At 65.8% G+C, this 16435-nt stretch carries 20 protein-coding genes; 13 read left to right on the top strand and 7 right to left on the bottom strand.

The window, feature by feature from the left end; genetic code table 11:
* Nucleotide 1: 1 nt before the first annotated feature.
* Genes tatA through hisI form a run of 3 tightly spaced genes read right to left on the bottom strand, consistent with a single transcriptional unit; the run spans nt 2 to nt 1105 of the window.
* Nucleotides 2-310, bottom strand: coding sequence for a twin-arginine translocase TatA/TatE family subunit (tatA, locus tag J7355_RS05985; RefSeq protein ID WP_209060865.1), 309 nt, complete (start codon nt 308-310; stop codon nt 2-4).
* A gap of 29 nt (nt 311-339) precedes the next feature.
* A complete protein-coding gene (locus J7355_RS05980) occupies nt 340-681 on the bottom strand; it encodes a phosphoribosyl-ATP diphosphatase (RefSeq protein WP_209060863.1) in 342 nt (113 codons plus the stop codon).
* A complete protein-coding gene (gene hisI / locus J7355_RS05975; RefSeq protein ID WP_209060861.1) occupies nt 674-1105 on the bottom strand; it encodes a phosphoribosyl-AMP cyclohydrolase in 432 nt (143 codons plus the stop codon). The genes J7355_RS05980 and hisI overlap by 8 nt, the downstream gene beginning before the upstream one ends.
* Nucleotides 1106-1215: 110 nt before the next feature.
* On the opposite strand from hisI, the gene trkA reads away from it, so the two are divergent.
* The 10 genes from trkA (at nt 1216) to J7355_RS05925 (ending at nt 9923) form a co-directional block, all read left to right on the top strand.
* Nucleotides 1216-2595 carry a Trk system potassium transporter TrkA gene (trkA, locus tag J7355_RS05970; RefSeq protein ID WP_209060857.1) on the top strand — a complete coding sequence of 460 codons (1380 nt, stop codon included), beginning with the start codon at nt 1216-1218 and terminating at the stop codon, nt 2593-2595.
* Between the two features lie 15 nt (nt 2596-2610).
* A complete protein-coding gene (locus J7355_RS05965; protein WP_209060856.1) occupies nt 2611-4080 on the top strand; it encodes a TrkH family potassium uptake protein in 1470 nt (489 codons plus the stop codon).
* A 51-nt stretch (nt 4081-4131) separates the two neighbouring features.
* Nucleotides 4132-4458 carry a tetratricopeptide repeat protein gene (locus J7355_RS05960; RefSeq protein WP_209060854.1) on the top strand — a complete coding sequence of 109 codons (327 nt, stop codon included), beginning with the start codon at nt 4132-4134 and terminating at the stop codon, nt 4456-4458.
* Nucleotides 4458-5429: a homoserine kinase gene (locus J7355_RS05955; RefSeq protein WP_209060852.1), complete on the top strand. Its 972-nt coding sequence runs from the start codon at nt 4458-4460 to the stop codon at nt 5427-5429. Before J7355_RS05960 ends, J7355_RS05955 begins: the two co-directional genes overlap by 1 nt.
* Nucleotides 5426-5863 (top strand): D-aminoacyl-tRNA deacylase, encoded by a 438-nt coding sequence (gene dtd, locus J7355_RS05950; protein WP_209060850.1) that lies wholly within the window; start codon nt 5426-5428, stop codon nt 5861-5863. Before J7355_RS05955 ends, dtd begins: the two co-directional genes overlap by 4 nt.
* An 87-nt stretch (nt 5864-5950) precedes the next feature.
* On the top strand, nt 5951-6544 hold the full coding sequence (hisB, locus tag J7355_RS05945; RefSeq protein WP_209060848.1) for an imidazoleglycerol-phosphate dehydratase HisB: 594 nt from the start codon (nt 5951-5953) through the stop codon (nt 6542-6544).
* Between the two features lie 54 nt (nt 6545-6598).
* Entirely contained in the window at nt 6599-7243 is a 645-nt protein-coding gene (hisH, locus tag J7355_RS05940) for an imidazole glycerol phosphate synthase subunit HisH (protein ID WP_209060845.1), read from the top strand.
* Nucleotides 7244-7307: 64 nt separating this feature from the next.
* Nucleotides 7308-8051, top strand: a complete 744-nt coding sequence (hisA, locus tag J7355_RS05935; RefSeq protein WP_209060840.1) for a 1-(5-phosphoribosyl)-5-[(5-phosphoribosylamino)methylideneamino]imidazole-4-carboxamide isomerase — start codon at nt 7308-7310, stop codon at nt 8049-8051.
* A gap of 279 nt (nt 8052-8330) precedes the next feature.
* Entirely contained in the window at nt 8331-9116 is a 786-nt protein-coding gene (gene hisF, locus J7355_RS05930) for an imidazole glycerol phosphate synthase subunit HisF (RefSeq protein WP_209060838.1), read from the top strand.
* A 96-nt stretch (nt 9117-9212) separates the two neighbouring features.
* Nucleotides 9213-9923, top strand: coding sequence for an SIMPL domain-containing protein (locus tag J7355_RS05925; RefSeq protein ID WP_209060836.1), 711 nt, complete (start codon nt 9213-9215; stop codon nt 9921-9923).
* 57 nt (nt 9924-9980) lie between these two features.
* Here the strand turns inward: J7355_RS05925 and J7355_RS05920 are convergent, their stop codons facing one another.
* The 4 genes from J7355_RS05920 to def form a co-directional block, all read right to left on the bottom strand.
* A complete protein-coding gene (locus J7355_RS05920; RefSeq protein WP_209060834.1) occupies nt 9981-10547 on the bottom strand; it encodes a type 1 glutamine amidotransferase domain-containing protein in 567 nt (188 codons plus the stop codon).
* Nucleotides 10548-10642: 95 nt separating this feature from the next.
* Nucleotides 10643-11968 carry a 16S rRNA (cytosine(967)-C(5))-methyltransferase RsmB gene (gene rsmB / locus J7355_RS05915; RefSeq protein ID WP_209060832.1) on the bottom strand — a complete coding sequence of 442 codons (1326 nt, stop codon included), beginning with the start codon at nt 11966-11968 and terminating at the stop codon, nt 10643-10645.
* On the bottom strand, nt 11961-12899 hold the full coding sequence (gene fmt, locus J7355_RS05910; RefSeq protein WP_209060830.1) for a methionyl-tRNA formyltransferase: 939 nt from the start codon (nt 12897-12899) through the stop codon (nt 11961-11963). The genes rsmB and fmt overlap by 8 nt, the downstream gene beginning before the upstream one ends.
* 26 nt (nt 12900-12925) lie before the next feature.
* A complete protein-coding gene (gene def, locus J7355_RS05905) occupies nt 12926-13447 on the bottom strand; it encodes a peptide deformylase (protein WP_209060828.1) in 522 nt (173 codons plus the stop codon).
* A gap of 138 nt (nt 13448-13585) precedes the next feature.
* Between def and J7355_RS05900 the strand changes: the two genes are divergently transcribed.
* Genes J7355_RS05900 through J7355_RS05890 form a run of 3 tightly spaced genes read left to right on the top strand, consistent with a single transcriptional unit; the run spans nt 13586 to nt 16367 of the window.
* Nucleotides 13586-14713: a LysM peptidoglycan-binding domain-containing protein gene (locus tag J7355_RS05900; RefSeq protein ID WP_209060826.1), complete on the top strand. Its 1128-nt coding sequence runs from the start codon at nt 13586-13588 to the stop codon at nt 14711-14713.
* 10 nt (nt 14714-14723) lie between these two features.
* On the top strand, nt 14724-15845 hold the full coding sequence (gene dprA, locus J7355_RS05895; RefSeq protein WP_209060825.1) for a DNA-processing protein DprA: 1122 nt from the start codon (nt 14724-14726) through the stop codon (nt 15843-15845).
* 51 nt (nt 15846-15896) lie between these two features.
* Nucleotides 15897-16367: a DUF494 domain-containing protein gene (locus tag J7355_RS05890; RefSeq protein WP_209060823.1), complete on the top strand. Its 471-nt coding sequence runs from the start codon at nt 15897-15899 to the stop codon at nt 16365-16367.
* Nucleotides 16368-16435: the final 68 nt, after the last annotated feature.

Raw genomic sequence — 16435 nt, 5'->3', positions numbered from 1 at the left:
ATCAGTCGCGTTTTTCTTCTTCGACTTCGTTCTTCTTCGCGTTGCGCTGCTCGGCTTCCTCGACCGGCCCGGTGTTCGGCTTCGTCTTGCCGAGTTCGTCGACCAGCTGCGGATCCTCGGGGCGCTTGCGTGCATCCTGGGTCGTCGTGTCCTTTTCGTCCTCGGCCTCGCTGTCCTTCATCGCCCCGCGGAAATCCTTGAGCGCGGAGCCCAGATCACCGCCGAGATTGCGCAGCCGCTTGGTGCCGAAGATCAGCACCACGATGACCAGAAGAATGAGGAGCTGCCAAATGCTGATACCACCAATCATGATTACCTCGTACTACTCAGTGGGCCGGCTCATTCGGCCGGCGTGTCCCCGTGACCGCGGGCGGCCTTTTCCTCGATGCCGGAAACGCCGAAACGTCGTGCCAGCTCGGCCTGCACCGCAGACGCGTCCAGGCCGCGAGACTGCAGAAGCACCATGGTGTGGAACCACAGATCGGCCACTTCGTGGATCAGATGCGCGTCGTCGTCCTCGGCGGCGGCTTCAACGACCTCGGCCGCCTCTTCCGCGATCTTGCCGGAAATCGCGGCCGTGCCGCCGGCATACAGCGACGCGGTGTAGCTTTTTGCCGGGTCGGCTGCCCGGCGCTTTGCAAGCGCGGCGTCCAGGCGCCCGAGAATATCGGAATTACTCATGCAGACCATACATGTCCTTGGGGTCCACGATGACCGGGTCGCGGGTCACCCAGCGGCCGTTCTCATAGACCTGGAAGAAACAGGACTCGCGTCCGGTATGACAGGCCACGCCGCCGACCTGTTCGACACGCAGCAACACGGCATCGTTATCGCAGTCCAGACAGACTTCGACGATGCGCTGCACGTTCCCCGACGACTCGCCCTTGCGCCAGAGCTTGCCACGCGAACGTGACCAGTAGGTTGCAAACCCGCTGTCGAGCGTGGCGACGAGCGCGTCGCGATTCATCCACGCCAGCGTGAGCACGCGCTGGGTGTCGACAGACTGGGTGATGGCAGGCACGAGCCCCTGCTCGTTCCAGGCCACGCGCTCGAGCCATTCGGGCTGCGCCTGGCCGTCGGACGTTGTGTTTTCGTCGGTGTTCACGATGTCGATCGCTTTGGCGGAATGCCGCCATCCTACGCGCTTGCGTGGCGCAAACACAGGCCGTAAGTCACTGTTGCAAGTCGGTGGTGCGCGTTCTACTGTTGCCGCGCATGAAGATCATCATTTTGGGGGCGGGCGAAGTCGGCGCCACGCTGGCGGAGAATCTGGCCCACGAGGCCAACGACGTCACCGTCGTCGACACCGACGAAGCCCTGCTGCGGCCGCTACAGGATCGGCTCGATATCCGCGCCGTGCACGGCTATGCCGCGCATCCCGACATCCTGCGCAGCGCGGGCGCGAACGACGCCGACATGATCATCGCGGTTACCGCCACTGATGAAGTGAACATGGTGGCCTGCCAAATCGCGTACACGCTGTTCCATACGCCGACCAAGATCGCGCGTATCCGCGCGTCCGAATATCTGCTCGAAAACCGCCTGTTCCACCAAGACGCGATCCCGATCGACATGAGCATCAGCCCGGAACAGCTGGTCACGGACTACATCAAGCGCCTGGTGCAGTATCCCGGCGCCCTACAGGTGGTCGATTTCGCTCAGGGCCGGGTGCAGGTGGTGGGCGTGAAGGCCTATTACGGCGGCCCGCTCGTCGGTAAGGAATTGCGCGCGTTGCGCGAGCATCTGCCACAGGCGGACACACGCGTCGTGGCCATCTACCGGCGCGGCAAGCCGATGATTCCGGAAGGCGATACCGTGATCGAGGCCGACGACGAGGTCTTCTTCGTCGCCGCCCGGCGCAATATCAAGAAGGTGATCAGCGAGTTGCGCAAGATCGACCGGCCGGTCAAGCGCATCATGATCGCCGGCGGCGGCAACATCGGCCTGCGGCTGGCACTCGCGCTGGAAAACCACTGCCAGGTCAAGATCATCGAAAACAATCCGGCACGGGCGAGCTGGCTGTCGGAAAAGGTCAACCGGGCGATCGTGCTCAAGGGCGATGCCGCCAACGAGTCGCTGCTCGTCGAGGAAAACATCGAGTCGGTCGATGTGTTCTGCGCGATCACCAACGATGACGAGGCGAATATCCTTTCGGCGATGCTGGCCAAGCGCCTGGGCGCGCGCAAGGCGATGTCGCTGATCAATCGGCTGGCCTATGTGGATCTGATCGAATCCTCCGGCACCCAGATCGATATCGCGATCTCGCCCAAGCAGTCGACCATCTCGGCGCTGCTGGCGCATGTGCGCCGTGGCGACGTGGTGCGCGTGCACACCCTGCGCCGTGGTGCCGCCGAGGCCATCGAGGCGATCGCCCACGGCGAACGCGACAATTCGCGCGTGGTCGGCCGGCGTATCGACGAGATCAAGCTGCCCCCGGGCACCACCATCGGCGCCATCGCGCGTGGCGAAGAGGTGCTGATCGCCCATCACGACACGATCATCGAGTCGGGTGACCACGTGATGCTGTTCATCATCGAAAAGAAACACACTGCCGACGTGGAAAAGCTGTTCCAGGTCGGCGTGTCCTACGTCTAGCGCGACGCCGGGCGCATGGATCTGTCGCTGAACTACTATTTCGCGGTCGTGCAGCGGGTGCTCGGCCTGCTGCTGATGATCTTCTCGACCAGCATGCTGGTGCCCATGATCATGGGCCTGGCGTACGGCGACGGCGAAGCGGACGCCTTCGTCATCGGCTTCATCATCACCCTGTTCACTGGCCTGGTCGCCTGGCTGCCGGTGCGCCATGTGCGCCGCGAACTCAAGATCCGCGACGGCTTCCTTGTCGTGGTGCTGTTCTGGCTGGTGCTAAGCCTGTTCGGTGCCGTCCCCCTGTATCTGGCCGAACGGCCGGATATCGGCGTTACCGACGCCGTTTTCGAGGCCGTTTCCGGGCTGACCACGACCGGGGCGACCGTACTCGTGGGGCTCGACACCCTGCCCCATTCGGTTCTGTTCTGGCGCCAGCTGCTGCACTGGATGGGCGGTATGGGCATCATCGTGCTGGCCGTGGCGGTGCTGCCCATGCTCGGGGTCGGCGGCATGCAGCTCTATCGCGCGGAGACGCCGGGCCCGATCAAGGATTCCAAGCTCACGCCCCGTATCCGTGAGACCGCCAAGGCGCTGTGGTATCTGTACCTGTCGCTGACGGCAGTCTGCGCGCTCGTGTTCTGGCTGGCCGGCATGACCGTGTTCGACGCCGTCAGCCACGGCTTTTCCGCGATCGCGACCGGCGGTTTCTCCAACCACGATCTGTCGCTGGGCCACCACGACGACCCCATCATCGAGATGGCCGCGATCGTCGCCATGATCGTGGGTTCGATCAGCTTCGGCATGCATTTCGCCGTCTGGCGCAGCGCCAACCCGCTGACCTACTGGCGCGATTCGGAAACCCGCACGTTCCTGCTGATGGTCGTCGGCGCGACCACGCTGGGCGCGCTCGTGCTGCTGATCGCCGGTACCTACGTGTCGTTGCCGAACGCGCTGATCAAGGCCATGTTCCAGGTGGTCTCGATCGGCACGACGACGGGCTTCACCACGACAGACTACTCGCTCTGGCCGAGTTTCCTGCCGATGTTCCTGCTGCTGGGCAGCTTCGTGGGCGGCTGCGCGGGCTCGACGACGGGCGGCATGAAAGTGGTGCGTTTCATCCTGCTGGCCAAGCAGGGCACCCGTGAGATCAGCCGGCTGGTGCACCCGAACGCCGAGATTCCGATCAAGATGGGCGGCAAGGTCATTCCCGATCGCGTGATTCAGGCGGTGTGGGGCTTCTTCGCGGTCTATATCACGGTGTTCGTCGTGATGTTTTTGATTCTGTTGTCCACCGGCCTCAACGAACTCACCGCATTCTCGGCGGTGGCGGCCTCGATCAACAATCTGGGCCCGGGCCTCGGCGAGGTATCGTCGAACATGGCCGGCCTGCCGGCGGTCGCGAAATGGGTGCTGTGCATGGCGATGCTGCTCGGCCGCCTCGAGATTTTCACCCTGCTCGTGATTCTGACCCCGGCGTTCTGGCGTCGCTAGCCAAGCGGCATCTTCCGTCGGCGCTGATATCGGTACACTGTACGCATGCCGATGAAAGACCAACTCGAGAAGCTGCTCGAAGCGGGCGAAGACAACGCACTGCTGCGTTTTTCGCTGGGTGAACTGCTGTTCAAGGACGGCGACCACGCCCGGGCGGCCGAGCATTTGGCCGAGGCCGTGGCCCACGATCCGGACTATTCCGCTGCCTGGAAGCTCTATGGCAAGGCGCTGGTCGAAAACGGCGACCTGATCGCGGGTATCGACGTGCTCGAGCACGGCATAACGGTGGCCGAGGCGCGTGGCGACAATCAGGCGGTACGCGAGATGCAGGTTTTCGCCAAGCGCGCCCGCAAGCGGCTCGACGAACAGGACGCCTGATGTCGGTCTATACCCGCGTCACCGAAAACGATCTGCGCACGCTGCTGGCCGAATACTCGATCGGCGAGCTGGAAGATTTTCGCGGCATCTCGGCCGGCATCACCAACACCAACTACTTCGTCGATACCACGACCGGACGCTGGGTGCTGACCCTTTTCGAGCAGATGGACGACGGCTCGCTACCGTTTTTCATGCAGCTCATGGATCATCTGGCCGGCCACGGCGTGCCCGGCGCGCATCCGGTCGCGCGTAACGACGGCGGCTTTCTCAGCGATGTGCGCGACCGCCCCGCGGCACTCGTCTACCGGCTCGCCGGGGCCAGTATCACCGCCCCCGGGGCACGCCATTGCGGCTCGCTGGGTGGCGTCGTCGCCGAAATGCATCGCGCGGTGCGTTCCTTCGGAGAGAGTCAGCGCAACCCGCGGGATCTCGCCTGGATCGCCCAGGCGCGCGAACGCCTCGTCGACCATCTCGACGCGGAAACCGCCGACCTGCTCGACGACGAGATCGCCTATCAACGCGACTGCGCCCACACGGTGTACGCGGGCCTGCCCGAGGCCGTGATTCATGCCGACATGTTTCGCGACAACGTCCTGTTCGACGACGAGCGCGTATCCGGCGTCATCGACTTCTACTACGCCTGCCACGACTACCTGTTATTCGACCTGGCGGTGATCTGCAACGACTGGGCCTTCGATGAGTCCGGTACCTATGTGCCCGAACGCTGGCAGGCGTTCGCCGCCGCCTATCATCGGCGTCGCGCGCTGACGGCCGGCGAACATGCGGCGTGGCCTGCCATGCTGCGCGCCGCCGCGCTGCGTTTCTGGGCGTCGCGGCTCATCGACTACCATTTTCCGATGGACGGCGACGTTACCCATATTCACGACCCGCGCCCGTTCGAGCGTCTTTTGCGTGCCCATCGCCAGGCGGCGCCTGCGCTTGGCGACGCATTGCCCGCGCGCGAGACGTGATTGCGCTCATCCAGCGCGTGACCGAAGCCGCGGTCGCGATCGACGGCGACACCGTGGCCGCCATCGGCCCCGGCATGCTCGCGCTCGTTGCGGCAGAACCCGCCGACGACGCGCAACGCGCGGCCCGTCTGGCCGAACGGGTGCTCTCGTATCGCATCTTCGCCGACGACAAGGCGCGCATGAACCACAGCGCCTGCGATGCAGAACGCGCGGTGCTCGCGGTGCCGCAATTCACGCTCGCCGCCGACACACGGCGGGGCAACCGGCCCGGATTCTCCACCGCCTGCCCGCCCGATCGCGCCCGAGGCCTGTTCGACGACTTCATGGCGGCGCTGCGATCCCGTCACGGCATCGTCGAACAGGGCGTGTTCGGCGCCGACATGCAGGTATCGCTCGTCAACGATGGCCCGGTGACGTTCTGGCTGCAGGCCTGAGTACGCACGCCGCGTGCGCATTCGCGTTGCCCGGGCAATGGGCGTATTATCGCGCCTTCCGGGGTGATCCAACGCTTTGAATAGGCCATGACCGCGCGCCGCGCCACGATCGCACGTCAAACCAATGAAACCGACATCTCGGTCACACTCGACCTAGATGGCAATGCCGTGTTCAACGCCGATACCGGCGTCGGTTTCTTCGACCACATGCTGCATCAGATCAGCCGTCACGGGCTCGTCGATCTCGACGTCTGCGCCAAGGGCGATCTGCATATCGACGACCACCACACGGTGGAGGATGTCGGCATCTGCATCGGTCAGGCGCTGCGCGAAGCGCTCGGCGACAAGCGGGGCATCACCCGCTACGGCCACGCCTACGTGCCGCTCGATGAAGCGCTCGCGCGTGTGGTGATCGACCTGTCGGGGCGGCCCGGGCTGTTCTTCGACGCGACCTTCACCCGCGACAAGATCGGCACCTTCGATGTCGAGCTCGTGCGTGAGTTCTTTCAGGGGCTGGCGAGCGCGGCCGCGATCACGCTGCATATGGATGCCCTCAAGGGTGACAACGCCCACCATGTGGCCGAGACGCTGTTCAAGGCCTTCGGCCGTGCGCTGCGCGTGGCCGTGTCGGCCGACAGCCGCACCGGGGATGCCACACCGTCCACCAAGGGCAGCCTCTAGGCGCCCGCGGCGGGCGCGCATCGACCTCCTTCCTTTTCTTTCGAAGTCAATCTTATGGCAACCGTCGGCATCATCGACTACGGGATGGGCAATCTGCACTCGATTGCCAAGGCGCTGCGCTATGTGGCGTCCGACGAGCAGATCGAGGTCAGCTTCGATCCGGACGCGCTGTCGCGCATGGATCGGCTGGTGCTACCCGGCGTCGGCGCGATCGGCCATTGCATGGAAGAACTGCACCGTCTCGAGCTCGACGACATGATCCGCGAGCAGCTCGGCAAGAAGCCGCTCATGGGCGTTTGCCTGGGCATCGAGGCGCTCATGGGGCACTCCGAGGAATCCGGCGGCGTGGAATGCCTGGGCGCCTTTCCGGGCGACACCGTGCACTTCGCCGCCCCGGATGCCCAGCCCGACGGCGTGCGCCGCAAGATTCCGCACATGGGCTGGAACCAGGTCCGCCAGGAACGCCATCATCCGCTCTGGAAGGATATCGCGCCGGCCAGCTGGTTCTATTTCGTGCACAGCTACTACGTGGTGCCCAGCGACGAGCGTCATATCGCCGGCACCACCGACTATGGCGTACGTTTCGCGTCCGTGATCCTGCGGCCGAACGTATTCGCCGTGCAGTTTCATCCGGAAAAGAGCCAGTCGGCAGGCCTTCAGCTGCTGGCGAATTTTCTCGAATGGGACGGTTCCGCCTGAATCGATGTCCCAGCGATCGATCTTAGCTTCGACCCCATCCAAGCCGTAGACGAGGATTACCGGCGTGCTACTCATACCTGCGATTGATATCAAGAACGGCCAGTGCGTACGCCTGCGCCAGGGCCGCATGGACGACGTCACCATCTTCGACGGGGACCCGGTGGCCGTGGCCCGGCGCTGGCTCGACGAGGGCGCGGATCGCATCCACGTCGTCGACCTCGACGGCGCCAAGGCCGGCTACCCGGTCAACGATCGGGTGATCGGCGAAATCGTGTCGGCCTGCGGCAACGTGCCGGTCCAGGTGGGTGGCGGCATTCGCGACGAAGCCGCGATCGAGACCTATCTCGAACGCGGCGTCGAGTACGTCATCCTCGGCACGCGCGCGGTATCCGAGCCGCATTTCGTGGCCGATGCCGGGGTGGAATTTCCCCGCCATATCATCGTCGGCCTCGACGCGCGCGACGGCATGGTGGCCACCGACGGCTGGTCCAAATTGTCCAACAACACGGTCGCCGAGATGGCGCAGCAGTTCGAGGCGGACGGGGTGGTTGCGATCATCCATACCGACATCAGCCGCGACGGCATGATGCAGGGCGTTAACGTCGAAGCCAGCCGCGCGCTGGCCGCCGAGCTCACGATTCCGGTCATCGCGTCCGGCGGCGTGACCCGCCTCGACGATATCGAAGCCCTGCTGGGCGCCGAGGAAGACGGCGTCACCGGTGCCGTCATCGGGCGTGCCCTCTATGAAGGCACGATCGATCTCGCCGAGGCGCGCAAACTCGTCAACGACCGTAGCAGGAACCCCTGATTCAGTCATACGCAGTCGCGCCGGAGTCTTTTGCGCGCGGCTGGCAAGGAGTGAGGAGCGCAGTTTGCTCATTGCAAATAAACGACGAATGACGCAGTCCAGACGCGCGCAAAAGCCCGGCCTTTTGCCTTCAAGGCAAAAGGTTTGGCCCAAGCCGTTCGCCAGCGGCGTTGCCCGGCTCGACCGTGGAGCCTGCCACGGCACATCGCCGGGCGCCTTGCCGGCGAACGGCTTGGGACGCAAACGCGATCCGCGTATGACTGAATCAGGGGTTCCAAAATGACCCTGGCCAAGCGCATCATCCCCTGCCTCGACATCGACAAGGGTCGCGTCGTCAAGGGCGTCAAGTTCCTCGAGATCAAGGACGCCGGGGACCCGGTCGAGATCGCGCGCCGCTACGATCAACAGGGCGCGGACGAACTGGTGTTTCTCGACATCACTGCCAGCCATGAGGATCGCGGCACGCTCATGGACGTGGTCGAGCGCGTGGCCGGCGAGGTGTTCATTCCGCTGACCGTGGGCGGCGGTGTGCGCACCCTGCCCGACGTGCGTCGCCTGTTGTCGGCCGGCGCCGACAAGGTGTCGATCAACACCGCCGCGATCTCGGATCCGAACTTCGTCTACGAGGCGGCCTATCGCTACGGCTCGCAGTGCATCGTGGTCGCGCTCGATGCCAAGAACGTGGCCAAGAAGCACGAACCGCCGCGCTGGGAGATCTTCACCCACGGCGGGCGCAAGTCCACGGGTATCGACGCCATCGAATGGGCCCAGAAGCTGGTTTCGCTGGGCGCCGGCGAAGTGTTGCTCACGAGCATGGACAAGGACGGCACCAAGTCCGGCTTCGATCTCAAGCTCACGCGCGCGATTTCCGACGCGGTCGACGTGCCCGTGATCGCTTCCGGCGGCGTCGGCAGTCTCGAAGACCTGCACGACGGCCTCGAGATCGGCACTGCCGACGCGGTGCTGGCGGCGTCGATCTTCCATTTCGGCACCTACACGATCCAGCAGGCCAAGGGCTTTCTCGCCGAACGCGGCGTGGTCGTGCGCGACCCGATCTACCGCTAGCCGGCCCGTGCCCGAGACGGTGCGCGGGCGCGCACCGAGCCGATCCGATATGCTTGGGCAGGCGCCGCTGAAGATTCGGCGCGGAGAGTTACGGGCATGAAGAACAACGTCTTCGCCGCCGCCATTCTCGGCGTGTGTCTGGCCATCGGGCTGGTCATCGGCGGCAGCTATCTCAAGAGCGCGGCGATCCAGTGGAAATCCGCCGATCGCTCGGTAACGGTCAAGGGGCTGGCCGAACGCGAGGTTCGCGCGACGCTCGCCCTGTGGCCGCTGCATTTCACCGTGACCGGCGACGCGCTCGGCGAGGTACAGGAGCGGGTCAATCGCCAGGCCGATATCATTCGCGCGTTTTTAACCGACGCCGGCTTCAAGACCGATGCGATCACCCTGACCTCGCCCGAAGTCACCGATCGCTACGCCAACAGCTACGGCAACCAGCGCCCGCCGACCCGCTATTCCGCCGAGGCCACGATGCTTGTGCGCAGCACGGCGATCGACGCGGTGAAGCAGGCCATGCCGCGCGTGGGTGAACTCATCAGCCAGGGCGTGGTGCTGTCGCCCAACTACAACTACCGCACCGAGTTCCTGTTCACCGAACTCGAAGACATCAAACCCGCGATGATCGCGGCGGCGACCGCCGACGCGCGCAAGGCCGCCAAGCAGTTCGCCCAGGATTCGGGCAGCCGTGTGGGCGCGATTCGCTCGGCCTCGCAGGGCTATTTCTCGATCTCGGATCTCGACAGCTATACGCCAGACGTCAAGCGCATACGCGTGGTCACGACCATCGACTACGCGCTGGAAGATTAGCGCGCACAAAAAAGCCCGGCCGCAGCCGGGCTTTTCATCGTCACGCGCGCGCCGCGACTAGGTGGTCTGTTCTTCGTGCTTGCCCTCGGCGATCTCCTCGATCATTTTTGCGCAGAAGGCATCCAGATCGTCCGGCGTGCGGCTGGTGACGAGCGCCTCGTCACAAACGACTTCGCGATCCACCCAGGTCGCACCCGCGTTTTTCAGGTCGGTCTGTACCGACGGGAAGGAGGTCAGCGTGCGGCCGTCGACCACGCCGGCTTCGATCAGCACCCAGGGCGCATGACAGATCGCGCCGACCGGCTTGTGCTGGGCAAAGAAGTCACGCACGAACTGCACGGCCGTATCGTTGGTGCGCAGCGTGTCCGGATTGGCCAGCCCGCCCGGCAGGACCAGGGCGTTGTAGTCGCCCGCCGAGACCTGATCGACGGTCTTGTCGACCGGTTTCGGGTCGCCCTTCGGTTCGCCGCCGCTCTCGCCCTGGATCTTGCCGGCGTCCAGCGAGATCAGTTCGACCTCGGCGCCGGCCGCCTTGATCTCGTCCCAGGGCTGCGTCAGCTCCGAATACTCGAAACCGTTGGTGGCCAGAAATGCGACCTTCTTGCCTTTGAGTTCGTCGCTCATCACAACTCCAATTGGTTGAGGAATCACTACCCGACCTATCCTGCGGTTGTGCGCAACCGTTTCAACTCCGTAATGCTACGTAAGACCGTGACGCGTCAGGCGCTGGCGCGCTCCAGAACCGCGTAATAGAAGCCGTCGAAACCGTGCATGCCGGGCGCGATACGCCGCCCCCGCCGCTCGGCAAAGCCCCAGTGCGCATCGATCGGCACCTCGCGGGCGTCGTCGGTACGCGCGAGAAACGCGTCGACGATATCCACACCTTCCGCGCGCAGGATCGAACAGGTCGCATAGACGAGCCGCCCACCCGGTGCGAGCGTGCGCCAGAGTGCGTCGAGCATGGCGCGCTGGCGTTCGGCGGCAGTCGCGATGTCTTTGGGCCGGCGCAGCCACTTGATATCGGGGTGGCGGCGGATCACACCGGTACCGCTGCATGGGGCATCTAGCAGGATCCGATCGAACCCTCGACCATCCCACCAGCGATCGGGTTCGGCGGCATCGGCGGTCTGGACCCGGGCGCGACAGCCGACACGCGCGAGCGTCTGCTCGAGCGTCTGCAGGCGGTCGGCATCGATATCCAGCGCCAGCAGGTCGATATCCGTGCGTTCGAGCAGATGCGCGCTCTTGTTGCCGGGCGCAGCGCAGGCATCGAGGACCCGGTGGCCGTCCCGCGCGCCCAGCAACACGGCGGCCAGCTGGGCCGCGCCGTCCTGAATCGAGACACGGCCGTCCGCGAAACCGGGCAGGTCCCGCGCAGCGACGGGTTCGTCCAGCGTCAGCACGCTGTCGCAGATGCGGGCCGCTTCGCACCGCAGACCGGCCGCTTCCAGGGCACGCATCGCCACAAGACGATCGCCGTGGCGCGCATTTGCCCGCAGATGCATGGGCGCCGGCCGGTTGCCGCCCTCGAGAACGCCGGTCCACTGGCTGCCCCAGTCCGCCTGAATCCGTTCGACCAGCCAGTCGGGGTAGCTGTGACGCACGCCCGGCGCGCTGTCCTCGCTCGCCTTGCCGGCATCGCGTTGATGCCCGCGCAGAATGGCGTTGACCATGCCGCGCGCCTTGCCCAGCTTGAGCGATGCGCTCGCCGCCACCGTTGCATGCACGGCCGCGTGCGGCGGCACCCGCATGGCTTCGAGCTGATACAGGCCGACCAACAGCAACGCGCGCAGCAACGGCTGCGGCTTGCGCGATAACCGCGGCGCCAGCAACGCATCCAGGCGGCGATAGTCGCGCAGCACCCCGTAGGCCATGGCCGAGACCAGACCCCGATCGCTGGGAGAAAGATCGACGGATTGGTCGGCCAGAGCCGCGTCCAGACTGCGCCCATCGTCCATGACGGCCGCCACGGCGCGGGCGGCGCCTGCGCGCGCGGCGGCGCCCTCGGTATGCGCGCTGTCGGGCGTGCGGCGGCGCCTACTCAAAACGACAGCCAACCCAGTCGCGGCCATTGACCGCGGCAGCCGCATCCATGCGTTTCTTGCCCGGTAACTGCAACGTCTGCACACGCAGGGTGCCGGCGCCCGTCGCGATATCGATCCCCTTCGCACTCGCTGCGACCACGGTTCCGGGCGCCACGTCGTGATTGCGTGCCGGCCCCGCCGTCGCCTGCCAGAAACGCACCGGCTGGCCGTCAAGCCGCGCATGGGCGACCGGCCACGGCACGAAGGCCCGCACGGCTCGCGCGATCTCGTCGGCGCGCAGGCGCCAGTCGATCGCCGCCTCGCCCTTGTCCAGGCGCCGCGCGTAGCAGGCCTGCGTGTCGTCCTGGGGCTCGGCGGTGATGCCCTCGGGCAAACGGCCGAGCACTTGCGACAGCTCGCGCGCGCCCAGATCGGCCAGCGTGTCGTGCAACGTCCCCGCGGTGGTGTCCTCGTCGATCGGCACAGCGCGGCGCACGATCATGGGCCCGGTATCCAGACCGGCGGCCATCTGCATGAGCGTGACACCGGTCTCGCGGTCACCGGCCAGAATGGCGCGGGCGATCGGCGCCGCGCCACGCCAACGTGGCAGCAGCGAGGCATGCACGTTGATACAACCGTACTGCGGCAGCGCGAGCACTTTCTTCGGCAACAGCAGCCCGTAGGCGACAACCACGATCACATCGGGCTCGAGCGCGGCAAGTTCGGAAAACGCCGCCGCGTTCCGGAGCGATTCGGGCTGCTGCACGGCCACGCCGAGTTCGAGCGCGCGCTGCTTGACCGGCGAAGCCGCCAGCTTGCGCCCGCGCCCCGCGGGGCGGTCCGGCTGGGTGAGCACGCCGGTCAGGCGATGCCCGCTGGCCGCGATCGCGTTCAGACAGGGCACGGCGAATTCCGGCGTACCGGCGAATACGATGTTCATCGGTGCGCTCATGGCAACTCACGGATGGCAGGCACGAACTACTCGTCGTTCGCGGCCGGCGCATTCTGGCGCGCGGCCTTGGCAAGCTTGCGGCGGATGCGCTCGCGCTTGAGCCGCGACAGCTGGTCGATATAGAGGCCGCCGTCGAGGTGGGCGAGCTCGTGCTGTACGCATTGCGCGAGCAACCCTTCAGCGTCCATCTCGTACCGTTCGCCGTTGCGATCCTGCGCTGCGAAGCGCAGCCGCGCATAGCGTTTCACCTTGTCGTAGTGCTCGGGCACGGACAGACAGCCCTCGTCGACGGTCTCCAGATCGGCCTGCCAGAGAATTTCCGGGTTGCACATGACGATGCGCTCGTCGCGCGCCTCGGAGCAGTCCATCACCGCCACGCGGCGCGTGTCGCCCACCTGGGTGGCGGCCAGGCCGACGCCCGGCGCGTCGTACATGGTCTCGAACATGTCATCGATGAAAGTCGACAGCGTCTCGTCGAAAACGGTCACCGGCTGCGTGTTTTCGCGTAGCCGCGGATCGGGGAAATGCAAAATTTCGAGAATCGCCATATTCTGTCGGTGGTCAGCGTTGCAAATGGGGGCCGGCCATCAAGAAAATGCTTTCGATGGCCGATAACAGAGCACGCGGCAAGGCCCGTACCGGCGGTATTTATTGGGGGCGCGTCCTGGATGCGAGAGTATAACGATTTGAAACTGGCCATGAAGCTGGCGGGCGCGGGCTTCGCGCTCGCGGCAGGCGTTCTGGCCACCGGCTGCGCAAGTCAGCCACCCACCACAACCGAGACGCCCGCCGAACCGGCGCCCGCACAGCCGCTGCCCGAACGCAGCGCTCCCGTCGCCCGCGAAACCGCGATCGCCAGCCAGATCCGCGCCGATGCGCCGCTGCGCTACGTGGTCAAGAAAGGCGACACGCTCTGGGACATCTCCGGCTACTACCTGCGTGATCCGTGGTACTGGCCGCAGCTCTGGTACGCGAACCCGGACATCGAGAACCCGCATCTCATCTATCCGGGCGACGTGCTCATTCTCACCCGCGGGCCCGACGGCGCGTACCAGCTACGGCGCGCCGGCACGGAGCGCCTGTCGCCCCGGGTACGCGAACGCTCGCTCGACTCGATCGCAACGATTCCGCTCGACGCGATTCGTGCCTTCATCACCGGGCCGCGGCTGGTCAGCCAGGATGAACTGATGGACGCGCCCTACGTGGTGTCGTTCATCGACGAACATCTGGTCGGCGGCAAGGGCACTGTCAGCTATGTCCGGCACGTCGATGCCAGCGGCCACAGCGCACAGAACTACAGCCTCGTGCGCGATGCCGGCCCCTACAAGGACCCGGAGACCGGCGAGATTCTGGGCCAGCAGGCCGTGCCCGTTGGCGAGATCCGCATCAACGCCTTCGATGCGATCTCCACCGGCGTGATCACCAAGAGCTACCGCGAAGCGCTGGTCGGCGATCGCCTGCTGCCGCTGGAAAACGAGGATCTCGTCCACGATTTCTATCCGCACGCCCCGGATCGCGCGATCGAAGGCCGCATCATTTCGGTGTACGACGGCGTCTCAGCAATCGGCCAGTATCAGGTGGTCACGCTCAGCGTCGGCAGTACGGACGGTATCGAACGCGGGCATGTGCTCGATATCTACGAGGCCGGGCGTGTCGTGCTCGACCCGGTGGAGGGCGGTCAGGTGCGCCTGCCGGAACTCAAGTCCGGACAACTGCTTGTTTTCAAGACCGACGAGCACGTGAGCTTCGCGGTGATCATGCGCGCGCGCCGCGCAGTGCATATCGAGGATTTCGTGCGTACACCACAACGCTGAACCGGCTGTCGTGAGCGAACGGGACTGGCTGCGTCTGGCCTGCACGCCCGGTATCGGCGCGGCGCTGGGCGCCCGACTGATCGAACACCATGGCACGCCGGAACGCGTGCTCGCGGCCGGCGACGCCCGCTGGCGCGAGCTCGGCGTGCCGGCGCCGGCGCGCGCCGCGTTGGCGGAGCCCGACAGCGCCCGTACCGAAGAAACCGAACGCTGGCTCGCCGAGCCCGATCATCACTTCATCACCCGAACGCATCCGCACTACCCGGACGCGCTGGCCGAACTGTCGCCGGCGCCGTCCTGGCTCTACGGGCTGGGCGACACGGAACTGCTGACCTACCCGGCCATCGCCATCGTCGGCAGTCGCAACCCGACGCCCGCCGGTCTGGAGGCTGCACGCGAGTTCGGCGCGGCGCTGGCTCGCGCCGGGCTGGTGATCGCCTCCGGACTGGCGCGCGGTATCGACGCGGCGGCGCACGAAGGCGCGCTGGCGGCCGACGGCATGACCATCGCGGTCTGCGGCACCGGCCTGGACCGGGTCTATCCGGCCATGCACAAGAATCTGGCCGAGCGCATTGCGGCCAGCGGGCTGCTGCTTTCCGAGTTCGCGCTCGGCACCCAGCCAACGCGCGGCAACTTCCCGCGTCGCAATCGCATCATCGCCGGGCTGTGCACCGCCACGCTCGTGGTCGAGGCCGCGCGCGCCTCGGGCTCGTTGATCACCGCGCGCATGGCCAGCCAGGCCGGGCGCGACGTGTTCGCCCTGCCCGGTTCGATTCACAATCCGCTGGCGCGCGGCTGTCATCAGCTCATCCGCGACGGCGCAAAACTGGTCGAGACGACCGAACACATCCTCGAGGACATCGCCGGCGTTCTCGACGGCTATCGGCTGCACCGCGCCGACGACGACGTGCCGGATAAAAACCAGCCCGGGCCGCAGGATAGCGACGCCGAAGCCGACGATCACGCCACCCTGCTCGCTGCGCTCGGCCACGCCCCGGCCCGGGTCGACGAGCTCGTGGCCCGCACCGGCTGGTCGGCGGATGCGGTATCATCCACGCTGCTCATCCTGGAACTGCAAGGCCGTGTGCTTGCCGGGCCCGGCGGCGCTTACACCCGCGCCAGCGGCGCCTGATCGCAGGCCATGACCGATCGATAACGGTTCATACACGACGGATCTGCGCCGATGAACGAAAACCTGCTCGACGTGCTGCTCTATCTGTTCGAGAACTTCTCGCTTGCGGATGCCGAACACATGTCCAGCGTGCGCGACGATCTCGGCGATGCCGGTTTCTTTCCGGACGAGATCGACGACGCGTTTGCCTGGATCCGGGCGACCGACCCGGACGGGCAATCCATGGCCGACACGCCCAGCGACGACGCCATCCGCGTCTACGCCGAGCGCGAGATGCACGTACTCGACGCCGAGTGCCGCGGTTATCTGGCCCAGTTGCAGCAGGCCGGCGTGCTCAGCGCGACCGCCCGCGAGATCGTGATCGACCGCATGATGGCGCTCGCGGAAGACGCCTTCGAGGGCGCCGAGATCGAGCAGCTCAAGTGGGTGGTGATGATGGTGCTGTCCTCCAGCGGCCAGGACCAGGCCTATGCCCGCATGGAAGCCATGATTCACGCCGAATCGCCGGGCGCCAGCCACTAGCGCGAGCGGCCTCGCGCGAGGTGACACGCTGCGTCACTTCGCGGCGCCGGGAGTTGACGCTGAACGGT

Origin of the sequence: Endozoicomonas sp. G2_2 (genome assembly GCF_017744135.1) — a bacterium.
Classification (GTDB): Bacteria; Pseudomonadota; Gammaproteobacteria; order Nevskiales; family Salinisphaeraceae; genus Salinisphaera.
The sequence above is the reverse complement of the archived record's forward strand: the minus strand, read 5'-3'. Positions and strand labels throughout refer to the sequence as shown.